This is a genomic window from Sutterella sp. (genome assembly GCF_030539355.1).
GTDB lineage: Bacteria > Pseudomonadota > Gammaproteobacteria > Burkholderiales > Burkholderiaceae_F > Sutterella.
Genome location: NZ_JAUNSF010000062.1, coordinates 1 through 17,165 on the forward strand (window position 1 = coordinate 1; position 17,165 = coordinate 17,165).

Here is a 17,165-nt window from a genome sequence, read left to right on the forward strand (position 1 = left end):
TGGCACTGGCCGCAGTAGTTCTCGCTCTCGGAGTGGCCGACGTGGCAGTTGACGCAGTCGAGCTTGTCGCCGTAGTGGGGCGACGTGTGCGGGTTGTGGGGCTTCACGTCCTTCGTCTTCTCGACCAACTTGTCGGTCGGGTGGCAGGCGACGCAGGTCGCGGTCGTGGGCATCTCGTCCGTCTTCGGGTGGCAGGCGGTGCAGGGCATCTTCAGGGCGTTCACGTGATCGTCGGCGAAGCCCTTGGCCTCGGCGCCGCAGGAGAGCACGGCGGAGGCGATGGCAAGGAGGAGCAGGGTCTTTTTCATGGGTCTGCGAGGTAAAAACTGAGGCGGGGCGGAGAGGAGTGCCTCCCCGCCCCGTCTGGAAAACCTGAGGTTTTCATCGGTTCGTTCTCCCGCTCTGATCCGCAGTCCGGGCCGGCGGCGGAGGGGCGGGAGGAACCTTAGGGCGCCTTGGATCAGGCCTTGGCAGCCTGCTGGCCGGCGATGCGGCCGTTCACGAGGCAGTCAAGGATGGCGCAGGAGCCGAGACGGACGGCGCCGTGCACGCCCGAGGTGGCCTCACCGGCGGCGTAGAGGCCGGCGATGGGCTTGCCGTCGGAGATGTCGATCACCTGGCAGTTGATGTCGGTGACGAGACCGCCCATGCAGTGATGGACCTTCGGCTCATCTCGGAGGCGTACCAGGGGCCTTCGACGAGCGGAACCTGCTCGTTGTTGATGTAGCGGCCGAAGTCCGGATCGTTCTTCGCCTTGACGGCGTCGTTGAAGCGGGCGACGGTCTTCTGCAGCTCGTTGGCGGGGATGCTGTAGTCGGCGGCGATATCGTTGAGCGACTTGTACTCCTTCACGATGCCCTGCTCGAGGAGCTTGGCGAGCGTGCCGGGACGGGCGACGTCATAGGCCTTGGTGTTGGCCTTGGTGCAGATCGAGACGGCGCGGAAGCCGTTCGTCTGCTCGACCATGATGGCGTCGGCGCGGACCTTGCGGTTGGCGAGTTCGTTCACGAAGCGCTTGCCGGAGGTGGAGACCCAGAGGCCGTACTCGGCGGCGGCGGACTGCGAGAAGGTCCAGCCGATGCCCATACCCTTTTCCTTCGGGTTGTTCCACGGCGTGCACTGGATCCAGTCGTTCTGGATCTGGGCGCAGCCGATGCGGCTCGTCTCACGCCAGAGCTCGGCGGTGGCGCCCGGCTGGTTGGTGGAGTCGAGCTTCGCGGAGAGCTTCGGATCCTGCATCAGACGATAGTTGATGTCCTGGGAGAAGCCGCCGTAGCAGAGGACGATGGCCTTCGAGGCGCGGATGAACTTCGTGCGGCCGGAGTCAGCCTTCGGGAAGCGGTAGCCTTCCTGGACCTCGGCGCCGATCACGCGGCCGGCGTCATCGCGGAAGAGGTGCTTGACGTAGGTGCGGGTGCGGACCTTGACGCCGAGCTTCTCGAGCTTCTCAAGCTCCTTCGAGACGATGCCGGAGCCCGAGCCGTTCTTCGTGAAGACGTAGCGCGGAACGCTGTGGCCGCCTTCCTGGCCGATGGCGTCCGGGTTGTACTCAACGCCGAGTTCCTTCACCGTCCACTCGTAGTTCGAGAGGGCGTTGTCGGCGACGAGCTTCACCTTCTCGGGCTCGTTGAGGTAAAGGCCGGCGACGAGCATGTCCTTCGCGAGCAGCTCGGGCGAGTCCTTGATGCCGTGCTTCTTCTGCTGCGGGCAGCCGGTGGCGGTCAGGATGCCGCCGTTGATGATCGAGTTGCCGCCGGGCATGCTCATCTTCTCGAGCACGATCACGTTGGCACCGGCCTGCTTCGCTTCGATCGCGGCCGCGAGGCCGGCGAAGCCCGAGCCGATGACGATCACGTCAACGGTCTCGTCCCACTTGGCGGGCTGCTTGACGGCGCCGGCGGCGTGCGCGGTGCCGAAGAGGGCGGCGGCGCCCATCGCGACGGAGCCCTTGAGAAGCGAGCGGCGATTGAGTTCGGTCATTTTCTATTCTCTCCTTGAATGGAATGTTCTGACCCGTCCGCGCCGGGAGGCCGGTCGTGCCTCGGTTGATCGGGCGGCGGGATTCAGTCTGCTGGGGGCGGGTGGTCTGCGCCATCGGGGAGGCACCGGCCGCCCCGCTCCTGATGGAACGCATTCTGCGTCCGGGCACCTCCTAGGAGGTTTGCGAAAAGTTCAATGCATGCGTTTTCGAGCTTGGGCCGCAAAGAGGCCCGCGGCTAGACTTCCGGGCATGATGAAACTGCGTACAAGTCCCCGCGCGCGTTATATGCGCAGCGCTCGCGGCGATCCTCATTCCGCTCTCCGCCCGGGGCGCCGACGGCCTTTCCTCGGCCACCTCGGCCTTTCCGGCCGTCGCCGAGCTGGTGGTCGGCCAGTCCGAGGTGCGGATCGGCTTCCTCGCCTATTCCCCTCCCTGGTACGACGGCGCCTTCGTCGACGAGTCGGTCCGCTATCTCTCGTGGCGCAGCCCGAGGATCCGCTTCACGGTGAGCTACCTCTCGCAGCCCGAGCTCGAGGCCGCGATCGGGGAGGGCAGGGTGGACGCCGTCGTCGCGCCCGCCTCCTTCCTCGCGCTCATCACGAAGCGGCCGCTCCACGAGCTCGCGACCATCGTCTCGGACGCGGCCGCGGACTCCAACCGCTCGGTGGCGGCGACGGTGATCGTGCGCCGCGACCGCGAGGACATCAGAACGCTCGCGGATCTCAGGGGGAGGAGCGTCGCGACCGTCACCGCCGAGCCGTCGCCGGGGCTTCTCGAGGTCGAGCGCGAGGTCGCCCGGCTCGGGCACGATCCGGAGAAGTTCTTCGGATCGATACAGACGGTGACGCGTCTGCGCATGAAGGAGGTCCTCAACGCCGTGATGTCGGGAAAAGCCGACGCGGGCATCCTGCGAAGCTGCTTCCTCGAGGACCTCTGGCGGGCCGGCAACCGCACGTTCGAGAAGCAGCTCAAGGTCCTCGACAACCGTGAGGAGCCCGGGTTCGCCTGCAGTCACTCGACGCCGTTCTATCCGGGCTGGATCTTCGCGGGCACCGAGACTCTCACGCAGGAGGCTGCCCGCGCGATCACGGCGACGCTCCTCACGAAGCCCGCGAACGCCTGGGGACAGCACTGGACTGTGTCCACCAACGCCTCGAGCTACACGGACCTCTTCCGGACGCTTCGCATCGGTCCCTACGCCTATCTGCGCGAGTGGACGGTCGAGCGCATCTGGGAGGAGTGGCGCCCGCTCATCGTGCTCGTCTTCCTCGCGCTCGCGGGCGTCCTCACCCACGGCGTGGTGCTTGAGAAACTCGTGCGCCGCCGCACGCGGGAGCTCGAGCGCATGCACGCCGAGCAGCAGGCCGCGGACCGCCAGGCCCGCGAGATGACCGAGCGCCTCGATCAGCTCCAGCGCGCGGGCGCCGTGGGACAGATCTCCTCGATCGTCGCGCATGAGATGAAGCAGCCGCTCGCCGTGATCCAGAACCTTTCGCGCGGGACGCTCCGCATGATCGAGGACGAGCCGGAGACCCTCGACGAGCTCTCCCGGGCGATCGAATCGATCAACGACGAGGCCGTGCGCGCGGCCGCGATCGTGGACCGCGTGCGCGGCTACAGCCAGGGGCGCTCGAACCGTCAGACGGTCGACTTCCCCGCCGCGGTGCGCGAGGCCGTGGGGCAGTTCCGCGCGACGCGCCGCGGCAGGCTCGCCCTGATCGATGTCGGGAACCTCGAGGAGGGCGCCGTGCGGATCGATCCGCTCGACCTCAAGCTCATCATCGTCAACCTGCTCGCCAATGCCGCGGAGGCGTGCCGCAATCAGCCGAAGCCCCGCGTCAAGGTGAGTCTCAAGCGGCTTCCTGCGCAGGAGCACGCGCCCGAGATGATGGAGTTCACGGTTGCGGACAACGGGCCGCGGCTCACGGACGAAGCGTTCGCCGCGCTCGGCCGGGCGGCGCTCAAGTCAACGAAGTCCGACGGCCTCGGTCTCGGCCTCATGATCGTCCGCTCGCTCGCGGAGAACTGCGTCGGACGGCTCACGTTCGAGCGCGCGGGCGCCGAGGGTCTCGCCGCCGTGGTGACCCTTCCCGTGGAGAGTGGCGGCACCGAAACGATTGACAAAGAGAACACACTGGGAGAGAAAGAATGACGCCGGTTCAGAAGGAAGAGAGTCCGCTCATCCGCATCGTGGATGACGAGGAACGCATGCGCGAGTCGCTCGCCTTCATGCTGCGGCAGGAGGGGTTCGAATGCGTGATGTACGCGAGCGCGGAGGAGTTCCTGCGCATGGACGCGCCGTCGCGCCCCGGGTGCCTGCTGCTTGACGTGCAGATGGACGGCATGACGGGGCTCGAGCTTCAGGAGGAGATGAACAGGAGGGGCATGACGCTCCCCGTGGTCTTTCTCTCCGCCCACGGCGACCTCGACATGGCCGTGGACACGATGCGCCGCGGCGCCTGCGCGTTCATTCAGAAGACCGCGGACCGCTCGCGCCTGATGGACGCGATCGTGAGCGCGGTGGAGCGCTCGGCCCTTCCCTCGCGCAATCCCGGCGAGGAGATCGCCCGCTGGAATTCCTTGACGGAGCGCGAGCGGGATGTGGCGAAGCTTATCGCCCAGGGGCTGCTCAACCGCGAGGTCGGCGAGCGTCTCGGTGGGATCGCGGTGAAGACCGTGCAGGTTCACCGCGGGGAGGTCTGCCGCAAGCTCGGCGTGAAGGGCGCCTCGGGCATCGCCAAGGCCGTGAGAAGCGTCGAGCGGATTTTGTCGGAGAAGCAGGAATGACGACGCAGTCACGCAGAAGCTTTCTCACCGGGGCGGCCGCCGCCGGTCTCGGGCTCCTCTCCGGAAAGGAGGCGCTCGCGCTCTATGACACGCCCTTCGGCGGCGCGCCCGCGGACGATCCGAATCTGCCCACCATGACCACCGACATCGTGGTCGTGGGCGCCGGCGCCGCGGGCCATGCCGCGGCCGTCGAGGCGAGGAAGGCCGGGTCGGCCGTGATCATCGTCGAGAAGATGGGCAGCATCGGCGGCAACTCCGCGATCTCCCAGGGCCTGATGTCGGTGCCGGGCACGCCCGCGCAGAAGGCGCTCGGGATCGAGGACAGCCCGGAGCTTTTCATCCGCGACATGATGGCCGTGAGCTACTGCGGGCATCCCGGCCACACGGCGATGCTCGCGCGCGAGGCGCTCCCCACGTACGAATGGACGGTGAGCGAACTCGGCGTCAGGTGGCGCAGGAACCGCGTCGAGCAGGAGATCGAGCAGAGCGTGCCGCGGGCCGTGGCGGTCGAGAGCGGCAGCGGCAACGGCCTGATGATTCCTCTGCACGAACGCGCGCGTGCGCTCGGCACGGAGTTCGCGCTCAACGAGCAGGTCGTGAGGCTGATCGGCGACATGTACGACGGCATCAAGGGGGTTCTCGTCCGCAACACCCGCACGGGCTCGATGCGCCGCATCCTTGCGAGGCGCGGCGTGATCCTCGCCGCGGGCGGGTTCGGCGCGGACGTCGTCTTCAGGCAGTTCTGCAATCCGAGGCTCTCGGAGCGCGTCGGCACGACGACGCAGCCCGGGAGCACGAGCGAGATGCTCCGCGAGGCGGCGCGCATCGGCGCCTGGGTGATCCACCTGCACTACATCTCGTGCATTCCGGACGCGAATCCCGACGAGAAGGGCTGGGGCATCTCGTGGCAGTTCTCGCGCTACTGCGCGGGCGCGCAGGGGCTCTGGGTGGTTCGGCAGACGGGAGAGCGGTTCACCAATGAGATGGGCTCGGGCGTCGACCGCACGAACGCCGTCTTTGACGTGCTGCGCGCCGGCAATGAGGTGATCGCGGTCTCGGACGCCCGCGCGGTTCGCCATCCGCGCTCCTCGATCTTCAGCGAGGAGCAGGTCGAGGCGCTTGTCGCCCGCGGCTATGTGATGCGTTTTCCCACGCTCGAGGCGCTCGCCGCGGAGCTGGAGATTCCGCTTGAGAGAATCCGGTAGGAAATAGACGAATACAGCGGAGCGGTGCGCGGGCGGGCGGCGTACGATCGAATGGGGCGTCCGATCGCGGCGCTCGCCGAGCCGATGGAGGAGGGGCCGTGGTATGCCGCGCCCCTCACCGCGAAGGTGCTCCTCTGCTCGGGCGGGCTTGCCACGGATCTGAGGGCGCGCGTGCTCTCCGTCGTGGACGACCGGCCGATTCCGGGGCTCTTCGCCGCGGGCGAGCTCACGGGCGGACTCCACGGCATCGGCTACCTCGGCTCCTGCGGCCTGCTTGACGCGCTCGTCTTCGGGCGCATCGCCGGCCGCGAGGCCGCGGGTCCCCTGCGCAGGGCCGCCGCCGACGGCGTTTCGGCGGACTCCCGGGTCTCGCCCATCAAACCCATCTGAGTACTGCTTCGAAAAGGATTCAAATGTTCATCACCTGCCACATGATCGCCTCCCTTGACGGCCGCCTCCTCCCTGCGCGCTGGAGCGAGCCCGCCGAGCCTTATGACGTCTCCGGGGTCTACGAGGCCGCCGCCTCGAAGCTTGAGGGCGAGGGCTGGATCGTCGGGCGCACGACGATCTCGGAGTACTGCGAGGAGATCCGCACGGCGGAGCCGGCGCCGCTGCGCGCCGAGGGCGAGCCCGTCCCGGAAGGCTTCACGGGCGACCGCGGCGGCAGACTCATCGCCGTCGCCTTTGACCCGAAGGGAAAGCTCCGCCCGGGGCTCTCGACGCTCCCCACCGGCGAGCACCTCGTGCTCGTGCTCTCGCCGCGCGTGGCGGAGAGCCATCTCGCGGAGCTCCGCTCCCAGGGCGTCTCCTACGTCTTCGAGGGCGCCGAGGGTGACGAGGCCGCGCGCATGGCCGCGGCCCTCGACGCGATCGAGGCGCGCTTCGGCGTGAAGCACCTGCTCCTCGAGGGCGGCGGCATCATCAACGGCGCGTTCCTCAAGGCCGGGCTCATCGACGCGATCTCGGTCCTTGTCTGCCCCGCGCTTGACGCGCTCCACTCCGCCCCGTCGATCTTCGGCTACGTCGGAGCCCCCGACGAGCGCCCCGCCGAGAACGTGCGGCTCGCGCTCACCTCGAGCGAGACGATGGCGGGCGGCGTCGTATGGCTGCGCTACCGCGTTGAGAATCTCTGATTTCCGTTAAAAATCAAAGAATAAAGCAAGCGCCCGCGGGTGATGAGCCTGCGGGCGCTTCTTTGCAGGGCTCCCTCGGAAGGAGAGCCCCGGGTGACGAAGGATTACTTCAGCTCGGCGTGCGAGAACTCGAAGCCGCCGTCGGGCAGCGTGTAGAAGCCTTCGAGGTTCTTCGCGCGGGCGGCGATGGAGTGGTCAACCGTGAGGAACACCCACGGGGCGTCCGCCCAGATGATCTTCTGCGCCTCGGAGTAGATCTTCGCCTTCTCGGCGCGGTCCGTGGTCTTCAGAGCGGCCTGCAGCGCCTCGTCAAGCTTCGGGTTGCTGTAGTAGCCGAAGTTCGAGTTGGCGGGCGGGAAGCTCGAGGTGGCCAGAAGCGGACGGAGCACCCAGTCGAGCTCGCCCGTGGAGCTCGACCAGCCCCAGACGAACATCTGCGTCGTGCTCTTCTCGGGGCCGACGGACTGAACGAGCTGCACGCGCTGGCCGGCCTCGAGGGCGCGGACCTGAAGCTTCACGCCGATGCGGGCGTACTGCTGCTGCAGGAACTGAAGCATCTTCTGGTTCGCCGACGAGTTGCTCGCGGCCCAGAGGTTGGCGGAGAAGCCGTTCGGGTAGCCCGCCTCGGCGAGGAGCTGCTTGGCCTTCGCGGGGTCATAGGGCCAGGCGCCGTACTGCTCGGCGAAGTCGATGCCGACCGGGGCGGGACCCGTGGCCGGACCGGCGTAGCCCTTGTAGAGGACCTTCACCATGGCGTTCTTGTCGAGGCCGTAGTTGAGGGCCTGGCGGACGCGCAGGTCATTGAAGGGCTTCTTCGTGACGTTGAGGTAGATCTGGCGCTGGATGATGGTCGGCATCGTCTCGACGACGAGCTTCTCATCTTCCTTCAGGCGCGCGGCATGCTCGGGCGGCACGACGTCGCAGAACTGCGACTCGCCCGTGCGGAGCATCGCCACGCGCGTGGCGTCCTCGAGAACCGGACGCCAGGTGATGCCGTCAAGCTTGGGCAGCCCCTTCTGCCAGTAGTTCGGGTTCTTCTTGACGACGAGGTACTCGGCCGGGTTGTACTTCTCGATCAGGTAGGGGCCCGTGCCGCAGGGATTGAAGGCGATGTCCTTCTTGCTCATGCCGAGGATCTTCGGGCACATCATCACGCCGCTCGGGTGGGCGAGCTGGTTGATGAAGGCCGAGAACGGCTCCTTGAGGCGGAACTTCGCCGTGTACTCGTCGACCACGTCAACGCCGGCGATGTTGCGGTAGAGCTGGTAGCGGGTGAGGCGGTTCTCGGGGTTGAGGACGCGCTCGAAGTTGGCCTTGACGGCCGCGGCGTTGAAGGGCTCGCCGTCGCTGAACTGGATGCCCTTCTTGAGGCGGATCGTGTACTCGAGGCCGTCGGGCGAGACGTCATAGCCCTCGGCGAGGACGTTGACGAGCTTCATGTCCTTGTCAAAGCCGAAGAGGCCTTCGTAGAAGCTCTTGGCGACGTTCTGCGAGATCGTGTCGCTCGCGTCATACGGGTCGAGCGTCGTGAAGGCGGCGTAGACGCTCACCGTGATCTCGGCGGCGAGCGCCGACTGGGCCGCGAGGGCGCCGATGCCCGCGAGGGAAAGGGCGAGGGCGGCTTTCTTGAAACTGGTCATGAGAGGGATCCTCCGTGTTTTCTGGGACTGTTCGCCAGGGCGGACGCCTCAAGCGGGGAGACGCTTCCGACGCATCTTCCCCGGAGGCTGCCCTTTTCAGGCATGCAACATTTCCAATGTAAGCGAGGCGGCCAAAAAAATCGCCCCGGATGCGTGATGCACCCGGGGCGAGGCAAGTAATGCAGGGATTACTGCTTAGGCCTTCTTCGTCTCGACCTGTTCGAGCGGACCTTCATCGGCATCGGCCGTGCGGCGCTCGACCTTGCGGCCCGGCCCGAAGATGGGCTCATAGACAGCCTCGGACGGATGCGCGGTGTGGACCTGCACGAGCGGGCCCTCGTCAGCGTCGGCCTCGCGGCGCTCGACCTTGCGGCCCGGCCCGAAGATGGGCTCGTAGACCGCCGCGGACGGGTGCGCCGTGTGGACCTGCACCAGACCGGCCTTCTCGAGGTTCTCCTCGAGGCCCTCGGCGATCGCGAGCTCGGCCGCGGGAGCGGCTTCCTCGGGGACGGCCTCCTCGGCGACAGCCTCGGGAGCCTCCTCGGCCGTCACGGTCTCGGCGGCGGGCTCGGCAGCCTCAGCAACTTCGACGGGGGCGGCCTCGACGGGCGCCTCCTCGGCGACCGGGGCGGCGGCAGGCTTCGTCTCGACCTGCTCGAGCACCTCAGGCTCGGGAGCGGCGACAGGCTCGGCCTTCACCTCGGGAGCCGGAGCGGCCTCGGCGGGCTTCTCCTCGACAAGCGTGAAGATGTCGGGGATCTCGTCGGCGGGCTCGGCCTTCTTCTTCGTCTCGACCTGCTCGAGCGGAGCCTCGGGCTGCTGCTCGGCGCGCGGCTTGCGGCGGCGCGAACGGCGGCGTTCACCCTCGTGCGCGGCGGGCTGCTCGGCACCGTTGAAGGCGCCGATCACGGCCTCGGAGACGGCGGAGTGCCTGGTCTCGATCTGCACGAGCTCCTCGCTCGCGGGCTGCCAGTCGATCTCAGGCTTCGCGACGACGGGCTTTTCGGCCTCGTCCTTCGCCTCGGCCTGATCCTCAGTCGTCACCGCGACGGGCTTGGGGCTGATCTCAGCCTGGGCCTCGGCAGCCGGAGCCTCGGCAGGAGCGGCCTCCTCGGCGGCCTTCTCCTCAGCCTTCGCCTCGGTCTTCTCCTCGGCGGCGGCGGGGGCTTCATCAGCCTTCACCTCAGCCGGGGCGGCCTCGGCAGCCTCGGAGCCTTCGGCGGCGGCGTTCTCCGCGGCCTCGGCGGTCTCGGCACCCTCGGCGCCGCGGTTCGTGCGGCGGCGGCGGCGCGGACGGCGGCGGCGGGCGCCTTCACCGGCCTCTTCCTCAGCGGCGGCGGGAGCGGCACCCTCGGGCGCGGCCTGAGCCTCGGTCTGGACGTCAGCGGTCTGAGCCTCGGCGGCCTCGGGAGCCTTCTGCTCGGCCGCGGCGGGAGCCTCGGCGGCCGGAGCCTGAGCCTCGGCGGCGGCAGCGGTCACGGCCGTCTCGGGCGTCTGGGCCTGCTGCTGCTCCTCCTCGGCCGGACGGCGGCGGGAGCGGCGCTCCTCGTCCGGGGCGTCGGTCTCGGGACGGCTCTGCTGCTGCTGAGCCTCGGCCTGGGGCTTGCGTTCCTCACGGTCCGCACGCACCTGACGGTCGCCACGGCCGCGACGGCCGCGGTTCTCCTGCTTCTCGGCCTTCTCGGACTTCTGCTCGTCCTTCGCCTCGGAGCGCTCGGAACGGTCGGAGCGGCCGCGTCCGCCGCGCGAGCTGCGGCGGTCACCGCGTCCGCCGCGGGTGCGGCGGCGCTCTTCCTTCTTTTCCTCGGGCTTCTTCGGCTCGGCGGCCTTCTTCTTCTCCTCCTCAGCCTTCTTCTCTTCCTCGGACGGGCCGAAGAGGAGGTTGATGATGCGCGTGAAGAAGCTCTTCTTCTCGGTCACCGGGAGAAGCTGCTTGGCGCGGCCGGTCTCGGGCGCCTTCTCCTCCTCGGCCTCCTGATGGACCGGGGCGGGCTCGCGCTCGATGAGGTTCTTGATCACGGGAACCTGCTTCGGACGGGTCGGACGCTCCTCCTGCGACTTCTGCGCATACGGATCGTCGGCGGTCGTCTCGATCTCCTCGGCGAGGTTGAAGCTCGGCGCCATGTTCTCGAGGCGCTCGTCATCCTGGCGGATGCGCTCGATGTGATAGTGCGGCGTCTCGAGCGAGGTGTTCGGCACGAGGATGATGGGCACCTTGTGACGGGCCTCGAGCTTGGTGATGTCGTTGCGCTTCTCGTTGAGCAGGAACGTGGCGACGTCGACCGGCACCTGGGCCTGGACGGCGCCCGTGCCTTCCTTCATCGCCTCTTCCTGGAGGATGCGCAGGACCTGGATCGCGCAGGACTCGGTGTCGCGGATCACGCCGACGCCGTTGCAGCGCGGGCAGGTGACGTGGCTGCCCTCGGAGAGCGAGGGACGCAGACGCTGGCGCGAGAGCTCCATCAGGCCGAAGCGGCTGATCTTCGCGGTCTGGACGCGGGCGCGGTCATAGCGGATGGCGTCCTTGAGACGCTGCTCGACGGCGCGCTGGTTCTTCTGCTCGGCCATGTCGATGAAGTCGATCACGATCAGGCCGCCCAAGTCACGCAGGCGCATCTGGCGGGCGACTTCGTCGGCGGCCTCGCAGTTGGTGCGGAAGGCCGTGTCCTCGATGTCGGCGCCGCGCGTGGCGCGCGCGGAGTTCACGTCGATGGCGACGAGCGCCTCGGTGTGGTCGATGACGATCGCGCCGCCCGAGGGAAGCGGAACCGTGCGGGAGTAGGCCGTCTCGATCTGCTGCTCGATCTGGAAGCGCGTGAAGAGCGGGATGTCATCGCGGTAGCGCTTGACGCGGTCGACCATGTCCGGCATCACGTGGGCCATGAACTGGCGGGCCTGCTCGTAAATGTCGTCCGTGTCGACGAGGATCTCGCCGATCTCGGGCTGGAAGTAGTCGCGGATGGCGCGCACGACGAGGTTGGATTCCTCGACGATCAGGAAGGGGCCCGGGTTGACGCGCTTGCCGTTGCGGCCGTTCTGGCTCTGCTCGTTGGTGATGCGGCGGACCTTGCGGCCGTCCTGCTCGGTGACGTGCTCGTACTGCGGACGGGCGGCGTCAACGATCGCCTCCCAGAGCTTCAGGAGGTAGTTGAGGTCCCACTGGAGCTCCTCGGTCGTGCGGCCGATGCCGGCCGTGCGGGCGATCGTGGACATGCCGTTCGGCAGGTCAAGCTTGTCCATCGCCTCGCGCAGCTCCTGGCGCTCCTCGCCCTCGATGCGGCGGGAGACGCCGCCCGCGCGGGGGTTGTTCGGCATCAGCACGAGGTAGCGGCCCGCGAGGCTGATGAAGGTCGTGAGCGCGGCGCCCTTGTTGCCGCGTTCCTCCTTCTCGACCTGGACGATGAGCTCCTGGCCCTCGCGGATCGCCTCCTTGATCGTCGCCATGCGGACGTCGACGCCCTCGGCGAAGTAGGAGCGGGAGATCTCCTTGAACGGCAGGAAGCCGTGGCGCTCCTCGCCGTAGTCGACGAAGCACGCCTCGAGCGACGGCTCGATGCGCGTGACAACGCCCATGTAGATGTTCGACTTGCGGGCCTCGCGCCCGGCGGTCTCGATGTCAATGTCGATCAGCTTCTGACCGTCCACGATGCCGACGCGCGTTTCCTCGGGGTGCGTGGCATTGAATAGCATGCGCTTCATTTGGAAGTGACTCCTTCTCGGGCGCCCGTCAGAGCCGCGGGCGCGGACGGACCGCTTTCCGGGCAAGGCGGGGAGCCGCGCCGTCCTTCAGAAGGACAGGGCGCTCGGCGCATGATCGTTCCTTTCCTGCGGGCTTCCGCGCTGTCATACGGAGCTCGGTCCCGGTTTCCCTGCTTTCCCTTCCTTGACTGGAGGAGGAGCAGGACCGGGGCGAGGAGGCGGAGCTTCCGAGGAAGCTCAAGGCTCCGCCCGTGTCCGTTTTCAGCGACCGGAACTCAATGAAAATCAAAGGAAATCTTGATTTTCACCGCTCCGGCCGCAGACGGACACGCCGCCATCCGGCAGGTGTGTCGCGCGGGACTGCCCGCCGGTTGGATGAGCCCCGCGGGCTCCCGGCGACGGCATCCCGGCGCTCTGGGGAGAGTCACGGCTTCACGTCTTCACCGCCCGCGGGTTCCGGATGGAGGAACGCCTGAGGGCGGGATCTCGTGAAGGGCTCAATCCCTCACAGTCCGCCGGCATTTTGCTGCCTGACCATTCGCACTTTCCGGAAAGCCGGGGAGGGACGTCGGCGGGCCTGGGAAGAGGGGTCCCTCAGGGGATCCCCGACGGGAGAGGCCGGAGAGACGCATCACGGATGCGCTCACGGGGCGGACTGCATGACGGGGCCCGACCGCCGGACTTGCTCGACGAGGAAAGGCGGGTCCGGGGCGGAGATCCTTCTTCCGAAGCCTTCGGGCCGAGCTCAACCTGTCTGGGAGCTCTCGTAAGTGAAAAACCCGGGAGGAAGAGAGGAGATGTCTCACACGCCGTGGGACTCACGCAATCCGGCCTGAAGCCCTCGCGTTCGGTTCCGTCCGCGGTCTGCACCGGAACTCCTCCGGAGCGCCGCCTGCCTTTCCCCGGAATCCTCAAGGGATGTCTCCGGGCGGCCGGACGTCCGTCCGACCTCAGAGAGGTGCGGATGGCGAACGATAAACTTTGCCTGGTTGCGGCATCGGACCGAACACCCCGGAACGCGAGCCTTGATCCCTCTGAAAAGGGAGGCTGCAGCGTCCCCGGATGCACTGTCCGAGCTCCTGACGCCGCCCCCGTACGGCCCCGCACCCGACGTTCCGGCCGGCAGGCCAGAGCGGACGCAGGGGATCCGAAAGCGTCGCCAAACTAAAAAAACTCTGCCTCCGCTGCCTCGGGCGGCATCCTTTCCGAATCGGCGGGTGACCGGTCCGCTGAGGACCGGAACTGAAGTTCCTCTCCGAAAAGGCCCGCGCTGGAAGCTGCGGAACAAATCCTTGTCGAGGCGTGAGAAAATGCGCTTCGCCGCGGGATCGGCCGGCGCGCTCCGCCGTAGGCGAAGCCAAAAGAAGTTTCTGCGCGGGATTTCCCTTCTGCGGCACTGGGGAGCTCATCGGCTCGCCGCCTCAATCGCTGCGGCGGGAAGCTCTTTCGAGGATCCTCATCACAGCAATAGCGTGGGATTATAGTCGATGGCCGAAAGTCCAAAGAACGAAATAGTTACTATTCCTTCCGCGCGTCTGCGCGCCCTGCCCGCGGACCGCGTGACGTACGTCGAGATCGGCGAGGACTCGGACGGCCAGCGCCTTGACAATTTCCTATTCCGCCTCGCGCGCGGTGTCCCTAAAGGTCATGTCTACCGCGTGATCCGCGCGGGCGAGGTCCGCGTGAGCAGGAAGCGCGCGAAAGCCGAGACGAAGCTCGTCCTCGGCGACGTCGTGCGCATCCCGCCGATGCGGGTGGCCGAGCGCGCCGCAGGCCCCGCCCCGGCGGCTCCGCTTGCCGAGGGGACGCTCCCCGTGCTCCACGAGGACCGGCACCTTCTCATCGTTCTCAAGCCCGCGGGCCTTGCGGCCCACGGGGGCTCGGGCATCTCGCACGGGCTCATCGAGCGGCTGCGCGCCACGCGGCCCGACGAGCCCTTCCTCGAGCTCTGCCACCGCCTCGACAAGGAGACGAGCGGCGCGATCATCATCGCAAAGACACGCAAGGCGCTCGTGCGCATGCATGACCTGATGAAGGAGGGCGGCGTCGAGAAGCACTACAGACTCCTCGTGAAGGGCGACTGGGTGAACGAGCGCCAGCACGTGAAGCATCCGCTCGAGCGGTACCTCCTCCCTTCGGGCGAGCGGCGCGTGCGCGTCTCCCCCGACGGCATGAGCGCCCACACGATCTTCACGGTGATCCGCCGCTTCGGCGCGGTGACGCTGCTCGACGCGGAACTCAAGACCGGCCGCACGCACCAGATCCGCGTGCACGCCGCGACCGAGGGTTTCCCGCTCGCAGGCGACGACAAGTACGGCGACTTCGCCTTCAACCGCGAGCTCACGCACGGGCTGCTCGGTGCGCCCCTGAAGCGCATGTTCCTGCACGCCTGGAACCTGAAATTCATCCATCCCGTCACGGACGAGCCGCTCGACATCGTCGCGCCGCTCCCGGCGGACCTCGCGGAGGTCGTCCGCGTTCTTGAAGCAAAAGGAAAGGAATGACAGCTCCCCTCAATCCCGCTGAGACCGAAGAGAAAGTCCCGCCCGTCGGGCCTTACAACATGGTCGTCTTCGACTGGGACGGCACGATTCTCGACACCACCGCCGCGATCGTGATCTCGATCCAGTACGCCGCGGAGAAGCTTGGGCTCCCCGTGCCCTCGACCTCGGTGTGCCGCTCGGTGATCGGGCTCGGCTGGCGTGACGCGATCCGGATCGTCGCCCCGACCTGTCCGCCCGAGGAGTTCCAGCAGTTCGGCGCCTTCTATGTGGAGCGCTACAAGCCCGAGGAGCCGAAGGTGCATCTCTTCGAAGGGATCCGCGCGCTCCTCGAGGACCTGCAGAAGAACGGCGTGACGCTTGCCATCGCGACGGGCAAGAGCCGCCGCGGTCTCAATCAGGTGCTCGAGCAGACCGGCATCGGCCCTCTCTTCTCCGAGACCGCCACCGCCGACGAGAACCCCTCGAAGCCCGACCCCGCGATGCTCGAGCGCATCGGACTCGCCACGGGCTTCACGCCTGAGGATACGATCATGGTGGGTGACACGACCCACGACCTCGGCATGGCCCGCGCCTGGGGCTGCCGTGCGATCGGCGTCACCTACGGCGCGATGACCCGCGAGATGCTTGCCGCGGAGCCTTCCGCGGCGATCGTCGCCTCCGTCGGGGAACTGAGGAAGGCGCTCGGTCTCGACTGACTCCAGACGCCTCCATCGAAGGTAAACATGAAGGGCAGGGCCGCCGCGTGCGGCACTGCCCTTTGTCTAATGCTTTTCACCGATGCCCCGTGAGCGCTCTCAACCGGAGCGGAAAACGCACTGCGCCGCGAGGCGCGGCGGATGCAATATGACTGTCTAAATGGAAACTGTGCGCATTTGCCCGGTTGAAGTGCGTGCAGCGAATCCCGGACCATAAAACCCACTTGCACCAGAAGGGAATACACCCATGTCCATGCAGAGACGTCAGTTCCTCGGCGCCGCCATCACCGGCGCTGTCACCGCTTCCATGATCTCCGGCTGCGCCACGAAGGCCGAGGCCACCGCCGCCGCGCCGGTCTTCGAGAAGCCCACCGCTGAGAAGCCCCTCATCGCCTGCTTCAACGAGAACCCGCTCGGCCTCTCCCCGGCCGCCCAGAAGGCCGTCGCCGAGTCCGCCGCCAAGTGCAACCGCTATCCCTTCGTGCGCGCCGAGGAGTTCCGCGCCATGGTCGCCAAGCAGATCGGCGGCAAGAAGGAGGAGATCGTCCTCTCGCAGGGCTCCGCCGAGGCGATCCGCGCCTCCGTCGAGGCCTATGTCAAGAAGCCGGGCGCCGCGCTTGTCGTCGCCGAGCTCTCCTACTCCGACGGTGAGATGGCCGCCACCCGCAACGGCATCCCCGTTGTGAAGGTCAAGATGGGCCCGAACTGGTCGATGGACATCCCCGCCATGCGCGAGGCCGCCGCCAAGGTCGCCAAGAAGGGCTTCGCCATCGTCTACTTCGTGAACCCGAACAATCCCACTTCGACGATCGCCGACTCCGAGGCCCTCTTCGACTGGATCCGCTCCAACCCGAAGAACACGATCTTCCTCGTTGACGAGGCCTACGGCGAGTTCGTCGACGACAAGAGCTTCCGCTCCACGATGGAGCTCGTCGCCGCCGGCCAGAAGAACGTCATCGTTCTGAAGACCTTCTCGAAGATCTACGCCATGGCCGGCCTCCGCCTCGGCTATGCCTACGCCGCTGCCGACACCGCCAAGCTCGTCCACGACCACATCGCCTACGACTTCTTCCAGAACGTCCCGGCGCTCGAGGCCGCCATCTCCGAGATGAACGACGCCGAGTTCCTGAAGCAGTCCCGCGACGAGAACGCCGAGAGCCGCAAGATCATGGAGGACCTCTTCAAGGAGCTCAACCTCGAGTACCTCCCGAGCCAGACGAACTTCTGCTTCTTCAACCTCAAGGCTCCGCTGAAGCAGTTCGCCGACGCCATGAAGGCCGAGCACATCATGGTCGGCCGTCCGTTCCCGCCGGCCACCGAGTGGTGCCGCATCTCCTACGTCCGTCCGGCCGAGATGCGCTACGTCGCCGACGTGATGCGCGGCCTTCGTGCGAAGGGCGTTCTCTGATCCGTCACTCAAAGCTGACTGACGCCTTCAGGTGAGCCCGCCCCGTATGGCACGGGGTGTGCTTCTCCTCTGAAGGACCGGGGCGGTGCCTTGGCACCGCCCTTCATTTTTTT

Annotated in this window: 11 protein-coding genes and 1 pseudogene; 8 read left to right on the forward strand and 4 right to left on the reverse strand. The window is 67.3% G+C overall.

The window, feature by feature from the left end:
* Together Q4F91_RS09075 and Q4F91_RS09080 are read right to left on the reverse strand one after the other, a co-directional pair.
* On the reverse strand, positions 1-308 hold a 308-nt coding region (locus tag Q4F91_RS09075), incomplete at its 3' end, for a cytochrome c3 family protein (RefSeq protein ID WP_303336919.1).
* A gap of 152 nt (positions 309-460) precedes the next feature.
* Positions 461-1,980, reverse strand: a pseudogene (locus tag Q4F91_RS09080) (flavocytochrome c).
* A 383-nt stretch (positions 1,981-2,363) separates the two neighbouring features.
* Here Q4F91_RS09080 and Q4F91_RS09085 point away from each other — a divergent pair.
* The 5 genes from Q4F91_RS09085 to Q4F91_RS09105 are packed head-to-tail and all read left to right on the forward strand — an operon-like array spanning position 2,364 to position 7,106.
* Complete coding sequence (locus tag Q4F91_RS09085; protein ID WP_303336922.1) at positions 2,364-4,133, forward strand: PhnD/SsuA/transferrin family substrate-binding protein; 1,770 nt, start codon at positions 2,364-2,366, stop codon at positions 4,131-4,133.
* Entirely contained in the window at positions 4,130-4,768 is a 639-nt protein-coding gene (locus tag Q4F91_RS09090; RefSeq protein ID WP_303336924.1) for a response regulator transcription factor, read from the forward strand. The genes Q4F91_RS09085 and Q4F91_RS09090 overlap by 4 nt, the downstream gene beginning before the upstream one ends.
* On the forward strand, positions 4,765-5,973 hold the full coding sequence (locus Q4F91_RS09095) for an FAD-dependent oxidoreductase (protein ID WP_303336926.1): 1,209 nt from the start codon (positions 4,765-4,767) through the stop codon (positions 5,971-5,973). Before Q4F91_RS09090 ends, Q4F91_RS09095 begins: the two co-directional genes overlap by 4 nt.
* Positions 5,974-6,024: 51 nt before the next feature.
* Positions 6,025-6,363 (forward strand): FAD-binding protein, encoded by a 339-nt coding sequence (locus tag Q4F91_RS09100; RefSeq protein WP_303336929.1) that lies wholly within the window; start codon positions 6,025-6,027, stop codon positions 6,361-6,363.
* Between the two features lie 23 nt (positions 6,364-6,386).
* Entirely contained in the window at positions 6,387-7,106 is a 720-nt protein-coding gene (locus Q4F91_RS09105; RefSeq protein ID WP_303336932.1) for a dihydrofolate reductase family protein, read from the forward strand.
* Positions 7,107-7,210: 104 nt separating this feature from the next.
* Here Q4F91_RS09105 and gsiB read toward each other — a convergent pair whose 3' ends face one another.
* Together gsiB and Q4F91_RS09115 are read right to left on the reverse strand one after the other, a co-directional pair.
* Positions 7,211-8,746, reverse strand: coding sequence for a glutathione ABC transporter substrate-binding protein GsiB (gene gsiB, locus Q4F91_RS09110; protein ID WP_303336934.1), 1,536 nt, complete (start codon positions 8,744-8,746; stop codon positions 7,211-7,213).
* 195 nt (positions 8,747-8,941) lie between these two features.
* Positions 8,942-12,445 carry an Rne/Rng family ribonuclease gene (locus tag Q4F91_RS09115; RefSeq protein ID WP_303336937.1) on the reverse strand — a complete coding sequence of 1,168 codons (3,504 nt, stop codon included), beginning with the start codon at positions 12,443-12,445 and terminating at the stop codon, positions 8,942-8,944.
* Between the two features lie 1,487 nt (positions 12,446-13,932).
* Here Q4F91_RS09115 and Q4F91_RS09120 point away from each other — a divergent pair.
* The 3 genes from Q4F91_RS09120 to Q4F91_RS09130 all read left to right on the forward strand — a co-directional run bounded on the left by Q4F91_RS09120 (position 13,933) and on the right by Q4F91_RS09130 (position 17,052).
* Positions 13,933-14,949 (forward strand): RluA family pseudouridine synthase, encoded by a 1,017-nt coding sequence (locus Q4F91_RS09120; protein ID WP_303336938.1) that lies wholly within the window; start codon positions 13,933-13,935, stop codon positions 14,947-14,949.
* A complete protein-coding gene (locus Q4F91_RS09125) occupies positions 14,946-15,644 on the forward strand; it encodes an HAD-IA family hydrolase (protein ID WP_303336940.1) in 699 nt (232 codons plus the stop codon). The genes Q4F91_RS09120 and Q4F91_RS09125 overlap by 4 nt, the downstream gene beginning before the upstream one ends.
* Positions 15,645-15,891: 247 nt before the next feature.
* A complete protein-coding gene (locus tag Q4F91_RS09130) occupies positions 15,892-17,052 on the forward strand; it encodes a histidinol-phosphate transaminase (RefSeq protein ID WP_303336944.1) in 1,161 nt (386 codons plus the stop codon).
* Positions 17,053-17,165: the final 113 nt, after the last annotated feature.